This window comes from Aquincola sp. J276 (assembly GCF_024700035.1).
GTDB lineage: Bacteria > Pseudomonadota > Gammaproteobacteria > Burkholderiales > Burkholderiaceae_C > Aquincola > Aquincola tertiaricarbonis.
Genome location: NZ_JAJONC010000001.1, coordinates 1038221 through 1053507 on the forward strand (window position 1 = coordinate 1038221; position 15287 = coordinate 1053507).

Annotated in this window: 18 protein-coding genes, 2 pseudogenes and 1 riboswitch; of the genes and pseudogenes, 7 read left to right on the forward strand and 13 right to left on the reverse strand. The window is 66.6% G+C overall.

Going from position 1 to position 15287, the window contains the following annotated elements; all coding sequences use genetic code 11:
* Nucleotides 1-42: 42 nt before the first annotated feature.
* From LRS14_RS04755 to LRS14_RS04775, 5 genes are all read right to left on the reverse strand, one after another.
* On the reverse strand, nucleotides 43-906 hold the full coding sequence (locus LRS14_RS04755) for a DUF932 domain-containing protein (RefSeq protein ID WP_056321117.1): 864 nt from the start codon (nucleotides 904-906) through the stop codon (nucleotides 43-45).
* A gap of 77 nt (nucleotides 907-983) precedes the next feature.
* Nucleotides 984-1448, reverse strand: a complete 465-nt coding sequence (locus tag LRS14_RS04760) for a single-stranded DNA-binding protein (RefSeq protein ID WP_056321121.1) — start codon at nucleotides 1446-1448, stop codon at nucleotides 984-986.
* Nucleotides 1449-2431: 983 nt separating this feature from the next.
* Entirely contained in the window at nucleotides 2432-2650 is a 219-nt protein-coding gene (locus LRS14_RS04765) for a GDCCVxC domain-containing (seleno)protein (RefSeq protein ID WP_082536003.1), read from the reverse strand.
* Between the two features lies 1 nt (nucleotide 2651).
* On the reverse strand, nucleotides 2652-2936 hold the full coding sequence (merP, locus tag LRS14_RS04770) for a mercury resistance system periplasmic binding protein MerP (protein WP_056321124.1): 285 nt from the start codon (nucleotides 2934-2936) through the stop codon (nucleotides 2652-2654).
* Nucleotides 2937-2945: 9 nt separating this feature from the next.
* Complete coding sequence (locus tag LRS14_RS04775) at nucleotides 2946-3296, reverse strand: mercuric transporter MerT family protein (protein ID WP_056321129.1); 351 nt, start codon at nucleotides 3294-3296, stop codon at nucleotides 2946-2948.
* A 64-nt stretch (nucleotides 3297-3360) separates the two neighbouring features.
* Between LRS14_RS04775 and LRS14_RS04780 the strand changes: the two genes are divergently transcribed.
* Nucleotides 3361-3774: a MerR family transcriptional regulator gene (locus LRS14_RS04780; protein WP_056321135.1), complete on the forward strand. Its 414-nt coding sequence runs from the start codon at nucleotides 3361-3363 to the stop codon at nucleotides 3772-3774.
* 112 nt (nucleotides 3775-3886) lie between these two features.
* On the opposite strand, the gene radC is transcribed toward LRS14_RS04780, so the two are convergent.
* The 4 genes and pseudogenes from radC to LRS14_RS04800 form a co-directional block, all read right to left on the reverse strand.
* Nucleotides 3887-4402: a DNA repair protein RadC gene (gene radC / locus LRS14_RS04785; RefSeq protein WP_056321140.1), complete on the reverse strand. Its 516-nt coding sequence runs from the start codon at nucleotides 4400-4402 to the stop codon at nucleotides 3887-3889.
* Between the two features lie 231 nt (nucleotides 4403-4633).
* Nucleotides 4634-5206 (reverse strand): annotated as a pseudogene (locus LRS14_RS04790) (TMEM165/GDT1 family protein).
* Between the two features lie 3 nt (nucleotides 5207-5209).
* Nucleotides 5210-5381, reverse strand: a riboswitch (yybP-ykoY riboswitch).
* Nucleotides 5382-5432: 51 nt separating this feature from the next.
* A complete protein-coding gene (cadR, locus tag LRS14_RS04795) occupies nucleotides 5433-5873 on the reverse strand; it encodes a Cd(II)/Pb(II)-responsive transcriptional regulator (RefSeq protein ID WP_056321144.1) in 441 nt (146 codons plus the stop codon).
* A 15-nt stretch (nucleotides 5874-5888) separates the two neighbouring features.
* Entirely contained in the window at nucleotides 5889-6227 is a 339-nt protein-coding gene (locus LRS14_RS04800) for a YnfA family protein (RefSeq protein ID WP_056321150.1), read from the reverse strand.
* Between the two features lie 114 nt (nucleotides 6228-6341).
* On the opposite strand from LRS14_RS04800, the gene LRS14_RS04805 reads away from it, so the two are divergent.
* From LRS14_RS04805 to LRS14_RS04815, 3 genes are all read left to right on the forward strand, one after another.
* Nucleotides 6342-6974 (forward strand): cation transporter, encoded by a 633-nt coding sequence (locus tag LRS14_RS04805; RefSeq protein WP_257798786.1) that lies wholly within the window; start codon nucleotides 6342-6344, stop codon nucleotides 6972-6974.
* 13 nt (nucleotides 6975-6987) lie between these two features.
* A complete protein-coding gene (locus tag LRS14_RS04810) occupies nucleotides 6988-7701 on the forward strand; it encodes a transglutaminase family protein (RefSeq protein ID WP_257798787.1) in 714 nt (237 codons plus the stop codon).
* A gap of 64 nt (nucleotides 7702-7765) precedes the next feature.
* Nucleotides 7766-8152: a hypothetical protein gene (locus tag LRS14_RS04815; RefSeq protein ID WP_257798788.1), complete on the forward strand. Its 387-nt coding sequence runs from the start codon at nucleotides 7766-7768 to the stop codon at nucleotides 8150-8152.
* Between the two features lie 446 nt (nucleotides 8153-8598).
* On the opposite strand, the gene LRS14_RS04820 is transcribed toward LRS14_RS04815, so the two are convergent.
* Nucleotides 8599-8934, reverse strand: a complete 336-nt coding sequence (locus tag LRS14_RS04820; protein ID WP_257798789.1) for a DUF4148 domain-containing protein — start codon at nucleotides 8932-8934, stop codon at nucleotides 8599-8601.
* 158 nt (nucleotides 8935-9092) lie between these two features.
* Between LRS14_RS04820 and LRS14_RS04825 the strand changes: the two genes are divergently transcribed.
* From LRS14_RS04825 to LRS14_RS04835, 3 genes are all read left to right on the forward strand, one after another.
* The gene (locus tag LRS14_RS04825) at nucleotides 9093-9779 is read left to right on the forward strand and encodes a heavy metal response regulator transcription factor (RefSeq protein ID WP_056321170.1); all 687 of its coding nucleotides are present in this window, start codon (nucleotides 9093-9095) and stop codon (nucleotides 9777-9779) included.
* Nucleotides 9776-11164, forward strand: coding sequence for a heavy metal sensor histidine kinase (locus LRS14_RS04830; RefSeq protein WP_056321173.1), 1389 nt, complete (start codon nucleotides 9776-9778; stop codon nucleotides 11162-11164). Before LRS14_RS04825 ends, LRS14_RS04830 begins: the two co-directional genes overlap by 4 nt.
* A gap of 298 nt (nucleotides 11165-11462) precedes the next feature.
* Nucleotides 11463-11984: a TIGR00645 family protein gene (locus tag LRS14_RS04835; protein WP_056321176.1), complete on the forward strand. Its 522-nt coding sequence runs from the start codon at nucleotides 11463-11465 to the stop codon at nucleotides 11982-11984.
* 114 nt (nucleotides 11985-12098) lie between these two features.
* On the opposite strand, the gene LRS14_RS04840 is transcribed toward LRS14_RS04835, so the two are convergent.
* The 3 genes and pseudogenes from LRS14_RS04840 to LRS14_RS04850 form a co-directional block, all read right to left on the reverse strand.
* Entirely contained in the window at nucleotides 12099-12593 is a 495-nt protein-coding gene (locus tag LRS14_RS04840; protein WP_257798790.1) for a hypothetical protein, read from the reverse strand.
* A gap of 66 nt (nucleotides 12594-12659) precedes the next feature.
* The gene (locus LRS14_RS04845) at nucleotides 12660-13019 is read right to left on the reverse strand and encodes a DUF3703 domain-containing protein (RefSeq protein ID WP_056321183.1); all 360 of its coding nucleotides are present in this window, start codon (nucleotides 13017-13019) and stop codon (nucleotides 12660-12662) included.
* Nucleotides 13019-15148, reverse strand: a pseudogene (locus LRS14_RS04850) (heavy metal translocating P-type ATPase); the annotation flags it as partial. The pseudogene LRS14_RS04850 and the gene LRS14_RS04845, both read right to left, overlap by 1 nt.
* Between the last annotated feature and the right edge of the window lie 139 nt (nucleotides 15149-15287).

The window sequence follows — 15287 nt, forward strand, 5'->3', positions numbered from 1 at the left end:
CGCGCCAGATTCGAGGCCGAATCTGGCGCGCTCGGCCTGCGTTCAGCCCTTCAGCTTGCGCATCTCCTCGGCCAGCATCCACAGCGCACGGTTCAGGCTCACGCCCCGGTCGATGCTGCCGACCGGCCGGGTCTGCAGCCGGCGCCCCTGAGCGCTGCGGCCAGGCTGCCCGCCGCGGATCACGTTCTCCTGCACGCGCTGGAAGGTGGTCCACAGGCTGTGGCCGATGTCCTCGGGCCGGCGCGCCTCGATCAGCTGCTCGGCCGTGACGGGCGCGGGCTTGTGGCCGCCCGTCTCCTCCACGCCGCGCTCGCCGAAGCGGAGCGCCAGGGCGGCCGTCGCGAAGGCGATCTCCTCGGGCGGCTGGAGCTGCAGCGCCTTCATCGCCTCGGTGTGCTCGTTCACCGCCTCGAACTCGTCGAGCACCCGGAACGCGCCTTCGATCACTTCGCCCTGGATGTTGCCCTTGTGCGGGATGCGGATGTCCTCCACCACTTCGCCCACCACCAGGCCGTTGCAGCAGACAAAGCGGAACATGCCTGCCAGCATCTGGTACGAGCTGGCGCCGTCGTGGCTGTTGATCAGGATGATCTCGTTCGCTTCGGGCCGGGTCTGCACCTGCCTGGCGTGGCGCATGCGGATCATGTGCTTGGTGAACTCCGCCTTGCCTTCGACGCGGCTGGCGCCCTGGGCGACCATGAAGGGCTCGAAGCCCTCCTTGCGCAGGCCGCGCAGGACATCGATGGTGGGGATGTAGGTGTAGCGCTCGGAGCGGCTCGCGTGCTTGCCCTCTGCGAAGATGGACGGCGCCGCGGCGCGCATCTGGTCTTCGCTCAGGGGCTGGTCGCCGCGCATCACGCGGGTGTTGCGGGCAAAGCGGGTCGCCAGGGTCGGGGTCGAGTACATGATGGTTTCCTTCGATCGTTGAATGAGGGTCGAAGGGCGGGCGCGGCTCGTCTGCCTCACGCCCACCCGATGAGGGTTCAGGCGTCGGCGTGCGCCGGCTGGCGCGCGTTGCGGGGCTTGCGGGTGCTGGCGGCCGGCGCCGGTCGCTCGGCGCTGCTCGTGCCGCTCTCGGCACCGAGACCACCGTTGCGGCGGGCTTCGGATTCGGCGCGGCTGTCGAGGTAGTCGATCTCCTCGGCCGTGAACGCCATCCCGTAGACGGTCTCGCCGTCCTTCTCGTAGTTGTTGTTGCGGAGGCGCCCGACGATGTTGACGTGCGAGCCCTTGCCCAGGTACTCGGCGGCGTTCTCGGCCTGCTTGCCCCAGAGAGTCCACTGAATCGCGGTGGACTCCTCCTCGCGGGCGTCACCCGAACCGCGCCGGGTGTTGCTGATTGCGGTCAACACGCCCTTGGCGATCTTGCCCTCGCGGCCGTTGACGAATTCGAGCTTGACGGCCCCGGCCAGGTGCGCGTGACGCTGGATGACAGAAACGTTTGCCATGACGATCTCCAAACGAGAGCAACCAGCCGGGCCCCGGTCAGGGTTCCCTGAAAACTGATCCTCTCGCTCGGACTTCCTCGCTCCCGCCCACGGGCGGGCGGGGGGTGGGCATGGCCCCTTCCCTCACGGGAAGGGGTTGGGGATGGGTGGGGTTCCTCGCAGCCGAAGCAGTGAGCCAGTTACCCGGCCCACCGCTTGAAGATCCCCCCACAAGTCCCCCTCGCAATTCGACGGGGCGCGTGGGGGGAGCGCGGTGGGACGACTGGCGCACGGGCTGCCACCTCCCCACGGGCGGCGCAGCGTCGCGGCCGATGTGCCAGCTCGCCTGGCGCAGCGGTTGCAGCGAAGCCGACCGAACATTCACGAGCAGCGGCGGCTCTGCGGCCGACGTGACACCGAGCGCAGCGAATGGCGCGGTGGTCGAGCCGCTGATCGCTGGCTTTGCAGCGGCGCAGCCGCTGCGTGCACTTCATTGCACCCGGCTTTCAGCGGCCCGGCTCCGGGCTTGGCGGGTGACCGGGGTGGCGTTCGGGACGGCAGAGCACCGAGCGGAGCGCAGCGACCTGCGAGCCGGCCCGATCGCCAAGCGGGCGTCGTTCACGCGCAGCGTGAAGGAATCAGGGCCCGCGATCCCCGGGCACGGGAAAGGGCCGCCACGTGTCCCAGCCGGCGGCGCCGGCCTGACCGTGTTGCGTGAGGGACGGCAGCCCGTCAAGGGGCGAGACGCTGGTACCCCGGTGGCTCGACGCGCAGCGCAACGGCCCGGCCCCGCGCAGCGGGGACACGCCCGGGCCCACAGAGACCTGGATGCAGACCCGACATCGGGATCATCTGCCCTCCCCTGGTACGCCCTGACGCCGATGAAGATCAGAACGCCGCCCGGAAGGCCGCCAGGGATCATGTCGTCCCGCCGCGCTGAACGTACCGACCGGGTGTATCCATGTGCCGTAGGCATCCAGAGATTCAGGCAGCCCGTCAAGCGCTCAGCTCGCGCAGCACGAAGAACCATCGGCCTGGATGGGCGGGCACTTGTTCGTGCCGTACGAGCAGAACACACAGCAGTCGCCCGCCTTGGGACGCAGCACCGCCTTGCAGTTCTCGCACTCGTAGAACCATTGGCAGGCGTCGGTCGGCATCGTCTCTTCCTTGGCATGCCCGCACTGCGGACACGTGAGGACCGATTGAAGAACGATCGCAGTCACGTCACTGATCCGGCTTCACCGACGACGGGAACCCAGCGTCGGCCGTCGCCCGGGTCAAAGCCTCGGGCGAGGTCTTCGCGGGGTCGAAGGCGACGATCGCGCGCCTGGTCTTGAAGTCCACTTTGGCGGTGTCCACGCCGGGCACCTTCTCGAGGGCCTTTCGCACGGTGATCGGGCACACCGCGCAGTCCATCTTGGTCACGTCCAACGTGACGGTGCGGGAACCGGCGGCCAAGACGCCTGCGGAAACGATCAGGCCAGCAAACAGGACAGGAATGAACTTCATGGAGTGATCTCAGTAAAAGAGCGTCGCGTACAGCGGAAACGCCATCAGGGCCCCTGCCGCAGCGGCGACCACCCAAAAAATGACGCGCTGCCGCCAGCGCACCACGGGGATGGCGCAGACTTCGCCGGGCGCACAGTCCTCGGGCCTGCGGTACAGCTTGAAGAACGCGTAGCCGAAGAACGCCAAGGCAGCCGCGACGAAGTAAGGCTGGTAGACCTCCAGGGCCACCAGCCGCGAACCCCACGCGCCACCGACGCCGAGTACCACCAGCAGCAAAGGACCGGCGCAGCAGGCCGACGCGCCGATGGCAGCGGCGACGCCGCCCAGCAGCGAGCCTGAAGTCGTCCAGGGACGTGACATGCCTGTTTCTGTAGGGATCGATTGCGGCTAGTCTAGATACGTACCTGAGTACGGAGTCAAGCCCATGACGGAACAGATGACGATCGGCCAGCTGGCCGCCGCGGCCGGAGTCAACGTCGAGACGGTTCGCTACTACCAGCGCCGCGAACTGCTGGCCATCCCCGACCGCCCGGCGGGCGGGATCGGCAAGTACACGCCATCGGCTCTGACGCGCCTCCGCTTCATCAAGCGGGCGCAGTCGCTGGGCTTCACGCTCGACGACGTGCACGCGCTGCTGTCGCTCGACGATGGCCGAGACTGTTCGGCAGCACGACAGATCGGCGAGCACAAGCTCGCGGACGTGCGGCAACGACTGCAGGCTCTGCGGGTCCTCGAAGCGGCCCTGCAAGACCTGGTGAGCCGCTGCTCGACGACGAAGCGCAAGGTGAACTGCCCATTGATCGAAGCCCTGATGCAGTCCGAGGAGCGGGTAGCCTGAGCGGCCGTGGGCAGCGCCTCAGGCGAGCGTCAGCGACGCCCGCCGAAGTTGCCGCGGCACCCGCGGCGGCGGTGCGGGACCGTCACCGCGCAGGCCCCGCACAGCGGGTCGTTCAGAGCAGCCCGCGCTCCGCAAAGCTGGTCACGTCGGCACACGCCACGACCAGATGATCGAGCACCCGCACGTCGACCAGCGCCAGCGCCGTCTTCAGCGTCTGCGTCAAGAACTCATCGGCACGACTCGGTTCGGCAGCGCCCGAGGGATGGTTGTGGGCCAGGATCACCGCCGCAGCGTTCACCCCGAGCGCCTCCTTGACCACCTCACGCGGATACACCGAGGTCTGCGTCACTGTGCCGCGGAACATCTGCTTCAGCTCGATGATCCGGTGCTGCGCATCGAGGAACAGCACGCAGAACACCTCGTGCTCCAGCACCCCGATCTCGAGGCGCAGGTGATCCTTCACCGCCTGCGGCGACGACATCGTGGCACCGCGCCGCACACGATGCGACAACACGCGCCGCGCCTGCGACAGCACCTCCTCGGCAAGCGCAGGACGGTACTGGCCATCGACATCGCGCACCAGCAGCGCATCGACAGCGACAACGGAAGAAGTGGAAGACAACGACATGGCGAACTCCGGTCTGTGTCGGGCGGGACTGCCCGAGACCGGAGCACCACGCCGCAGCGCAGCTGTCAGGGTTCGAAGACGGCCGCAGGCCGCAAGCGCTCGCCTGAGCGAGCGCGCAGACCTTGACGGCGAGAACGACGTGGTAGCGTGGGTCGACACGGCAAGCCCACCCTCCGAAAGCCACTGCATCTGCCTTGCCGCCTGGCAGGCCACGCACACGCGAGCGGGCCCTCAGAACAATCGTCCGACATTGAAGAGCGTCAGGACACCGAGGAAGGCGAAGATCGCCGCAGCGATGCCGTGGACCAATGGCATGGAGACCTTCTTCGCGATCCTGTCTCCCAGGAACACCGCGGGCACGTTCGCCAGCATCATGCCGAGGGTCGTGCCCAGTACCACCTGAATGATGTCGGGGTAGCGCGCCGCCAGCGCCACGGTGGCGATCTGCGTCTTGTCGCCCATCTCCGCGAGAAAGAAGGCAACGACAGTCGTGCCGAAGACGCCGAAGCGCCGCGTGCCGCCAGCTGCCTCGCCATCGATCTTGTCCGGGATCAGGATCCAGCCCGCCATGGCCAGGAACGACACACCGATGACCTAGCGCAGGATGTCGGGGCCCAGCGCCTGGGCCACCCAGCCGCCGACGGCGCCCGCCGCCGCATGGTTGGCCAGGGTGGCCACCAGGATGCCGAGGACGATGGGGATGGGCTTGCGGAAGGCCGCCGCCAGCACGATCGCCAGCAACTGTGTCTTGTCGCCCATTTCACCCAGGGCGACCACGCCCGTCGAGACAAGGAAAGCTACCACACGAACTCCAAGGGCCAGCGAAGACGAAGACTGCACGGCATCCCCGGCCCATCCGGAGGCAGTGCAGTCAACGGTCTTGCCAGGCTTGAAGCTGCTTGCGCCATGACCGTGAGGGCCAAGTGTGTTGACGCAAGCCCCTGCGGGCGCAGGGCGGCTACTCCCCAATGACGGGTACAACGCCAATTGTAGAGGTCGACGGACGGCAGGGCGGCGGGGCGGGCACTACTCAGTGCGTACCGCGCACGTGGCGCCTGGACGCAGCCGCAGGCTTGGCGCCCGCGTGATCGATGCCCTGGAGAATGCCGCAGTCGGCAGCCGCATGTGGCACCGGGCAGGCGGCTCGCAGCGCGCGCAGTTCCTTCTCCAGGGCGCGCAGGGCCTTGATCCGCTCGGCCACGTGACCGATGTGCTCGTCGAGCAGGCGGTTCACTTCGCCGCAGTCGGCCAGCGGCTGATCCTTGAATCGGAGCAGCACCCGCACTTCGTCGAGCGCCATGTCCAGGCTGCGGCACTGGCGGATGAACGCCAACCGCTCGGCATGCTGGGGTGTGTAGATGCGGTAGTTGCCCTCCGTGCGCCCGGCCGCAGGCAACAGGCCCTCGCGCTCGTAGTAGCGGATGGTCTCGACCTGGGTCTGCGTCGCCAGGGCCAGTTCGCCGAACTTCATAACTGTGTCCCTTCTTCAGCCTGCAGCCCTGGGCTGCAGGGCGATGACCGCCATGCCGGCCAGGCAGATGGCGCCACCTACTAGGTCCCATCGCGTCGGTACGACGCCATCGACGCGCCACAGCCAGAGCAGCGCGACGACGACATAGACGCCGCCGTAGGCCGCATAGGTGCGGCCCGCGGCGCTGGGATGCAAGGTCAACAGCCACGCGAACGCCGCCAGCGACGCTGCCGCCGGCAGCAGCCACCAGACCGGACGGCCCTGCGTCAGCACCAGCCAGGGCAGGTAGCAGCCGACGATCTCAGCGACCGCGGTGATGAAGAACAGTCCTGTGACGCGAAGGAAGTCGAACATGGGTCGTGTCTCTCAAGGTGCCGGGAATGACGGTCAAAGAATCGCAGCATAGCCGCTTGACTCTGGAGCGGCTACAGGGTTTCAAATGCGGACATCGATACCCGAAAGCCCCCAATGAGTGACTCATGCTGCAGCCACGGCTGCGCCGCCCCACCCGCCAGCCAGAGCCCGCGCTACCGCCGCGTGCTGTGGGCGGCCCTGTTCATCAACGCAGCGATGTTCGGCATCGAACTCGCTGGCGGCCTGCAGGCCGGCTCGGTCTCGCTGCTGGCAGACGCGGTCGACTTCTTCGGCGACGCGGCCAACTACGGCATCTCCTTGCTGGTCTTCGGCATGGCGCTGACCTGGCGCGCACGCGTCGCGCTCTTCAAGGGCCTGACCATGGGCGCCTTCGGTGTGTTCGTACTCGGCCGGGCCGCTTGGTCGGCCGCCGCTGGCACCGTGCCCGAGCCGGTGACGATGGGCGCGATCGGCGCCCTGGCGCTGGTGGCCAACGTGTCGGTGGCCGCGATGCTCTACGCCTGGCGCGAGGGCGACGCCAACATGCGCTCGGTGTGGCTGTGCAGCCGCAACGACGCCATCGGCAACCTGGCGGTGATGGCTGCAGCCCTGGGCGTTTTCGGCACCGGCAGCGGCTGGCCTGACCTGGCTGTCGCCGCGATCATGGGCGTGCTCGCGCTGACCGCCGCGCGCTCCGTCATCCAGCAGGCCCGGGCAGAACTGCGCCCCGTGCCGGCGCACGCTTGAGAGGAAGATGGCCATGTCCGACGCCATGCACCCCCTGTTGGCAGCAACGCCGCTGCTGGATGTTCAAGACCCGGACATTGAGGCCCTGGTCGCCCGCCGCGGCTGGCGAACCCTCAGCCCCTACGACCGCATCGGCGCCGTCTACGACTTCGTCCGCAACGAGATCGCCTTTGGCTACCACAAAGGCGACGAATTGCCGGCACCCACGGTGCTGGCCGACGGCATCGGCCAGTGCAACACCAAGAGCACGCTGCTGATGGCCTTGCTGCGCGCGGTGCGCATCCCCTGCCGCTTCCACGGCTTCACGATCGACAAGCCGCTACAGAAGGGCGCAATCACCGGCCTGGCCTACTGGCTGGCCCCGCAACGCATCATCCACAGCTGGGTCGAGGTGAGTCTGGAGGGCCGCTGGATCGCGCTGGAAGGCTTCATCCTCGACGCGCCCTACTTGGCCAGCCTGCAGCGCCGCTTTCCGCAGGCGCGCCGCTTCTGCGGCTACGGCGCCGCCACGCCCGACCTGTCGGCGCCCAGCGTCGAGTGGCGCGGGCAGGACACCTACATCCAGAAGGAAGGCATCGCCGACGACTTCGGCATCTTCGACAGCCCAGACGCGTTCTACGCGCGCCGCGGGTCCAACCTCTCGGGCCTCAAGCGCTGGCTGTACGAACGCGTCATCCGCCATGCGATGAACCGCAACGTCGCGCGTGTCCGCGCCTGGCAGTGGTGAAACCCCACAGCCCGGTCGCTTTGGACGGGACGAGGCCAACCCCGTAGCCGCTAGACTCCTACCCGTGCGTCGAATCCTCGCCATCCTCCTGCTTGCCCTTCTGCCGTTCCAGTTCAGCTGGGCGACCGTAGCTTCGTATTGCGGACACGAGACCCAGGCCGCAGTCGAGCACTTCGGGCACCACGAGCACGAGCACCATGCGGACGTGGGCGGCAACGCCGCGCCGGATACTGACCTGGCTGCAAGCGCCGATGTCCAGGGCGACAAGGCGCCCGGCGCCATGGACCTGGACTGCGGCCACTGTCACGGCACTTGCAGCGCGATGCTCACGCTGCCGTCGGCTCTGCCCGGCTTGCTCTCGACGGCGCACCCCAGCGCCATCCTTGAAGAAGCCGAAGGCGCATACGCGCCGACCCGACCCGAACGCCCTCAGTGGCTGCCCCTCGGCTGATCGGCGAGGCGGGTCTCTCCCTTCTTTGAAGCCCGTTCGCGCCTAAGTTCGTGCCGCAGCATGCGGCGCATTCAGGCTCGACGCGACCTCTTGGTCGCCGCTTGCCGGTCTCCCGTGAGTTGTTATCAACACTGGAGCATCGAATGACGGCAAAGTATCGAACGAAGGACCGGCGTCCAAGCTGCTGCTTGCCCAACCCGGTAGCCGCCGGCAACGTAACCGAAGAGACTCAGGGCGCTGGGACGGCGGCAACGCCTCTGGCCGCGGAAGGCGCCCTTAGCACGTGGAGTCTGTGTGTCGGATGGCAGCAAAGGCACTGCGCAAGAGCAGAGCGACAGCCACCAGCAGCGCCGTTGTCCCCGGAGGTATCCGGGCGCCGCGAAACGCAAGCGGCGAGTTGGCCTGCCAACGGACCCGGTTCGCCGCCTCCCAAGATCCTCGACCGCTCAGAAAGCCGTCATTTCCAGGCGTTCCCGCCGTGCTTCAGGGGATTCGTTGCGCATCTCGTTGAGGACTTCCTGACGCGTCTTGCCCGGACCGGTGCTTCTGACGGTCACGGGTGCGTTGCGCTGCATCTGCGCGAGCGTGCCGTCCTTCCGGGCGGCGTCGAGTTCAGCCAGCACCTCGGCGCGCGTCTTGCCGTTCTTGGCATGGTCTGGGTGGTACGTGAATCCGGCTTCGCCGTCGGCAGCGTGGTAGAGCGACGTGGCCTGCGACAAGCCTGGCAGAGCGACGGCGGTGATGACGGCAACGGTGGCGAACGCAAACTTGAACGAGCTCATGGTGTCCATTCCTTGGTTGGGAAGTTCCCGCAAGCAACCTGCAGCGGGATGCCTGACGGCATGAGCAGTAATCTAAAAATCGCGCTCCAACAGAGACAGGTCCGGCAGATGACAGTTCGGACAGGTTGTTGGCCGGGTCTCACGGAGGGCAGCGCGCAATGAAGCTGCTGGTGATCGAAGACGAGGTCAAGCTGGCCGATTACCTGCGCAAGGGACTGACGGAAGAGGGATTCGTGGTGGACGTTGCGCACAACGGTGTCGATGGCCTTCACCTCGCCATGGAGTCCGACTACGAGCTGCTGGTGCTGGACGGCATGTTGCCCGGCATTGATGGCCTGAGCCTGCTTACCGCCCTGCGGCAGAGCAAGCAGACGCCGGTGCTGATGTTGACCGCCCGCGTGCGCGTCGAGGATCGGGTACGTGGCCTGCAGAGCGGTGCTGACGACTACCTCATCAAACCCTTCGCCTTCTCTGAACTGCTGGCGCGCATCCAGGGTTTGCTGCGGCGCGCCGGCCCAGCACGCGCCCCGGGGGGCGCGACTGTTCTCGGGCTGGCGGACCTGGAGATCGACCTCGTACGCCGCAAAGCGATGCGTGCCGGACGAAGGCTTGACCTGACAGCGCAGGAATTCAGCTTGCTCGCGCTATTCGTGCGCCGACAGGGCGAAGTCCTGTCGCGCACCGAGATCGCCGAGCAGGTGTGGGACATGAATTTCGACAGCGCCACCAACGTCGTCGACGTCGCCATCCGCCGCCTGCGGAGCAAGCTCGACGCGCCCTTCGAGGGCACCCTGCTCCACACCGTGCGGGGCATGGGTTATGTGCTGGAGGTGCGAGACATATGAGCCGCAGCCGCATAGGGTCGTTGGGGCGCCGGCTGTCGTACTGGCTGGCCCTGCAGAGCCTCGTGGGTCTGGTCGTGGTCTGTGCCGCGGTGTATGGCGCGACGCACCTGGGCTTCCAGTCCCGTCAGGCGGAGGAAATGGTGCAAAAGCAGGTGCAGCTCCGACACCTGCTCGCGGAGGCGGCGCGCGATGGTGACGTTGCGACCCTGAAGCACAAGCTCGACGACTTCTTCATCGGGCACCCAGACATGGAACTTGCACTGACCCGGGCGTCTGACGGTTCAGAGTTCTATCGGCGGTCTGCGCCAAGCCCAGCGATCGACCAGCGCGTCGCGCGTTTCACAGTACCCGCGCCAGCGCCAGCGCAAGGGACACTCGACGCCGTACTGATGCTGGACATTCGGGACGACGCTGCACTGCTGCGTCGTATCGGGTTCACGCTCGCCTTCGCTGCCCTGGCCGGCACGCTTCTCGTGTCGGCAGGCGGGTTCCTTCTTGTGCGCTTGGGCTTGCGCCCGGTGCGCGACCTGGTGGATCAGACCCGCCAACTTGCTGCCGACACGCTGCACAGGCGTCTGGACGGCTCCGCACAGCCTGAGGAACTTGAGCCGCTGATTGCCCAGTTCAACGAGTTGCTCGGCCGGCTGGAGCTGGCTTACGTGCAAATGGAAGGCTTCAACGCCGATGTGGCCCATGAGCTGTGCACCCCGCTGGCCACACTGATCAGCAGCACCGAGCTCGCGCTGCGCAAGGCCCGGGATGCCACTGAACTGCGCGAGGTGCTTGGCTCGAATCTGGAGGAGCTTCAACGCGTTGCCAGCATCGTCCACGACATGCTGTTCCTGTCGCAGGCGGACCGCGGCGTCATCGCACGACGCGTTCCGACCACCAGCCTGGCCGCGTTGGCGCTGCAGGTGTGCAACTACCATGAAGCTGCGCTCGAGGATGCGGGCCTGGCTCTGGAGATCGTCGGCGACGCCTCAGGCAGCTTCGACACCCCGTTGCTGCAACGGGCACTGTCGAATCTGGTCGGCAACGCCACACGCTATGCGCAGCGCGGCTCCACGGTGCGTGTTGAGATCATCCAGTCAGCACCCGGCGAAGTGCAGTTCCAGGTGGTCAATCGCGGCACCGCGATCGAGCCCAGTCACCTTCCGCGCTTGTTCGACCGCTTCTATCGCGGCGATCCCTCGCGCAGCCACGCGGATCGCAATCACGGGCTCGGGCTGGCCATCGTGGCGGCCATCGCGCGCATGCACGGAGGGCGGCCCATGGCCGCATCATCCGAGGGCATCTCGTCGATTGGCATGAGCTTGAAAGACCGGCCGGCCGAAGCTACTTTGCCTCAGGCTGGCACGTCGATCCCAGAACACCAGCTGTCATGAGTTTCTGCTGGACGATCAGCTGCAACGGCGGATCAGCCAATCCACGCAAAGGCGTGCCGTTGACGAAGAACACCGGTGCTTGTCCCGTGCCCAGGCCGGTGTGACCGATGAGGTTCTGCCGCATCGCGGTTTGAGGTCCATCAGGTCTCCACTGGGGAAGCGGAGCCGTAGCCGGCGACAGTGCCTCAAGGTAGTTGCCCTGCGGCCGCTGGCCCTAAGGCCTGAAGCGTGCGAAGGCAGACAATCTCGGGGCCATCGAAACCAACCCACCCCTTGCTCCTGCAAGAGAACTTCGCCCATGCAGTCCAAACCGAATGCGTTCGAGCGCTTCCTTGAGTCGGCCATCTTCGCCAGTCGTTGGCTACTCGCTCCCTTCTTTCTCGGCCTGATCATCGCCATGGCGGTACTGCTCCTGAAGTTCGGCAAGGAACTTTGGTCGTTGCTGTTGGGCGTCTTCGGCTACGTTCAAAACGATGCGGTGATTTCCATACTGACGCTCGTCGACACTGCACTGATCGCCGTCCTGCTGTTGATCATCGTTTTCAGCGGCTACGAAAACTTTGTCTCCAAGCTCAGCATCGGTGACCACGAAGACCGGCCCGCCTGGATGGGAAAGATCAGCTTCTCGGATCTGAAGATGAAGCTCATTGGCGCCATCGTCGCGATCTCTGCAGTTGAACTGCTGAAGGCCTTCTTGATCAGTGTGCAGCTCACGGGCGAGCAGATAGGTTGGAAGATCGCCATCCACCTCACCTTCGTGATCTCGGGCCTTCTGTTCGCCGCCTCGGACTGGATCAGCGACAGCCGAAAGTCCCCCTGAGGAACACGACGCGACGCCGCCCGCATGCCGCTCAGGGATGACTGATTCCTGGTTGAAGTGCGCAGCCCTGAAAGGGCCGTGTCCTCCGTGGAACTGCAGCCTCGCGGAGTGTCACTACCGGAAGCTGCGCCCGGCAAGCAAGCGCCACCGCCGCTGGCGGTGGCGGTAGAAAACCTGGGCGAACAGCCAAACCGGCAACGTGAACAGGCCTGCATCGATGGTGACTGTGTCCCGATAGCGGGTGCGCCCACTGGCCGTGGAGATCGAGATGGTGTGGTCCCAGACCTTGACCAGGGCGCTATGGCCGTTATCGCGCAGAAGGAAGCCAGCTGCCGAGTCGGGGTATGAGATCACGATGGCCTGTTTGCCGAAAGGCACGAAACCGAAAATGCGCACGCCGACCCAGTACGTGCCCTCGGCCCAGGTCTGGGGCCAGATGTACGGTTCGAGCGGTGTGAACTGAACCAGCGGGTAGGCGACAAAGTTCAGCAGACGCGTTGTCACAGCATGGGTGATCGCGTCATCCATCGAACATTCAAGGTCTGTGGAGATGTCTACTTGCATCTTGCATTGCTCGGCTTCATAGGGCGCGCTGCGCTCGGCCTCCAACGCGTGGGGCTGGCCGCCATGGCCGCGCCAATCAATCTCGATGACGGAGACCAGCCGGCGCCGGTGTCATCGGTCGCGTTCCTCGATCAGCCGTTTGAGTTCAGGCGGGATGGCCATCGGCTTGAAGGCGCTGACATTCGCGCCGCCGGTATTGCCCATCGGCAGGCGTCCGACCAGATGTCCGATCGGGACCAGTGCGATGCGCAGAACCTGACCGATCACCTCGCGCCAGTCGCCCGCTGACCAGCCCACCCGGAGCATCTGCCAGTGAACCCGCAGATGCGGCACGAAATCGAGCTGGCCGAGCACATGCGCCCGTTCCAGGGCCGCGAACGCGCTCCTGGCGTCGCCCACGGCCCCGTGCTGCCCGGCTTCTGCCATGGCCGCCTCGAAGGCTTCGATGCGAGACAGCCCCGTGTTCAACATCACTTGACCTCCCCTTTCTTCAGCAGCCGAAGACCGTTAGCCACCACCAGCAGGCTGGCGCCCATGTCGGCGAAGATGGCCATCCACATGGTGGCGCTGCCGAACACCGCCAGCACCAGGAACACGGCCTTGATACCCAGCGCCAGTGTGATGTTCTGCCACAGCACGGCATGTGTGGACCGGGACAGCCGGACGGTCTCTGCAATCCGGCGCAGATCGTCGTTCATGACCACCACATCCGCGGCCTCCATGGCGGTGTCGGTGCCGGCGGCACCCATCGCCACGCCGATGTCGGCCTGCGCCAGTGCTGGCGCGTCGTTGATGCCGTCGCCGGTCATCGCGGTCAGGCCATGTTGGGCCTGCAACGTCTTGATGGCCTCCAGTTTGTCTTCAGGCAGCAGGTTCCCGCGCGCTTCATCGATGCCGGCTTCGTGCGCGATGGCCGTCGCTGTCGCCTGGTTGTCGCCGGTCAGCATCACGGGCGTGATGCCCAGGGCTTTGAGCGATGCAACCGCCTCGCGGGACGAGGCCTTGATCGTGTCGGCCACCGCGAACAACGCGATGGGGCCTGCGCTCGATGCCAGCAGGCTGACCGTGCGACCCGCTTCCTCGTGGGTGCGCAAGGTCGCCTCCAGAGCCGGCGAACACTGACCGCGTTCCTCGATCAAGCGGTGGTTGCCCAGCACGTAGACGGCTCCGCCGACGTCGGCCTGGACGCCGCGGCCGGCGATGGCCTTGAAGTCCTTGGCCTCGACGTTGTTGGGGGTCAGGCCGGCGGCGATGGCGCGTGAGACCGGATGGTCCGAGTGCCCCGCCAGGACGGCGGCGATATGCTCGGCGGTGGCTGCGTCGACCTCGGTGCCAATCACTTCCCACGCCACGAGCTTGGGCTTGCCTTCGGTGATGGTGCCCGTCTTGTCCAGCGCGATCGCCTTGATCTTGCGGGCTTCCTCCAGATAGATGCCACCCTTGATCAGGATGCCGCGGCGCGCCGCGGCGGCCAGGCCGCTGACGATCGTCACCGGTGTCGAGATCACCAGGGCGCAGGGGCAGGCGATCACCAGCAGGACCAGCGCCTTGTAGACCGCCTCCAGCCAGGTCCAGTCGAGCAACCAGGGACCGAGCAGTGCCACGGCCAGCGCGATGACGAAGACCGCCGGCGTGTAGACGGCGGCAAAGCGGTCGACAAAGCCCTGGGTGGGCGCCCTCGTCCCCTGGGCTTGCTCGACCGCGTGGATGATGCGAGCGAGCGTCGAGTTCGAGGCCAGCGCGTTGACCTCGAATTCGAAGGTACCGGTCTCGTTGATCGTCCCCGCGAAGACCGGATCGCCGACCGCCTTGTCGACCGGAATGCTCTCGCCCGTGACCGGCGCCTGGTTGATGCTGGAACTTCCGGCCGACAGCACGCCGTCCATCGGCACGCGCTCACCCGGACGTACTTGCACGACGGCGCCGAGCATCACGGAGGCCACCGGCAAGGTCGCCCAGCTGCCGTCGGCCTGGCGCACCAGGGCTTCCTCGGGCGCCATTTCCAACAGGCCCTTGATGGCGTTGCGGGCGCGATCGACGGCCCGCGCCTCGATCGCCTCGGCGATGGCATACAGCGCCATCACCATGGCCGCCTCCGGCCATTGGCCGATCAGGAAGGCGCCGGTCACGGCCACCGTCATCAGCGCATTGATGTTCAGCCGCCCATGGCGCAGTGCCGTCAGACCTTTCTTGTAGACGTCGAAGCCAGCCAGCCAGATGGCGGCAGCCGCCAGAGCCAGGCCTGCGGCCTTCCAGACCTGCGTGTCCGGAGCGAAGAAACCAAGCACCTCCGCGCCGATGGCGAGCAGCAAGGCGCCACCCAGCCGCCATGCGCCGCCCGAGCCGGCGCCATGGTCATGGCCGTCGGCTCCGGCCTCAGAACTCGTCGCCGCGTCGTCTCCCTTGTCCTGGATGGGTTGCGGATCGAAGCCGGCTTTGCGGATCGCAACCAGGGCTTGTTCGACGGAAATCGCCGGTGCGTCGATGGCCATCGTGCGCTGACCCAGCTGGAAGGTCATCGCGCGGATACCGGTGATGTGCTCGACTGCGCGCCGGATTTCCGACTCCTCGCTGGCACAGTCCATCGTCGGTACGCGAAAGCGGGCCCCACCGGCGGTCAAATCCGCGCCGGGGAGCGTGCCCGCAGCGGGCGCATCGCCGTGGCAAGCGCCGCAGGCATCGGCAGGCTTGGCTGCTGCAGCGTCAGGAGTTGGAGAGTGGGGGGGTGCTCACAGTGGC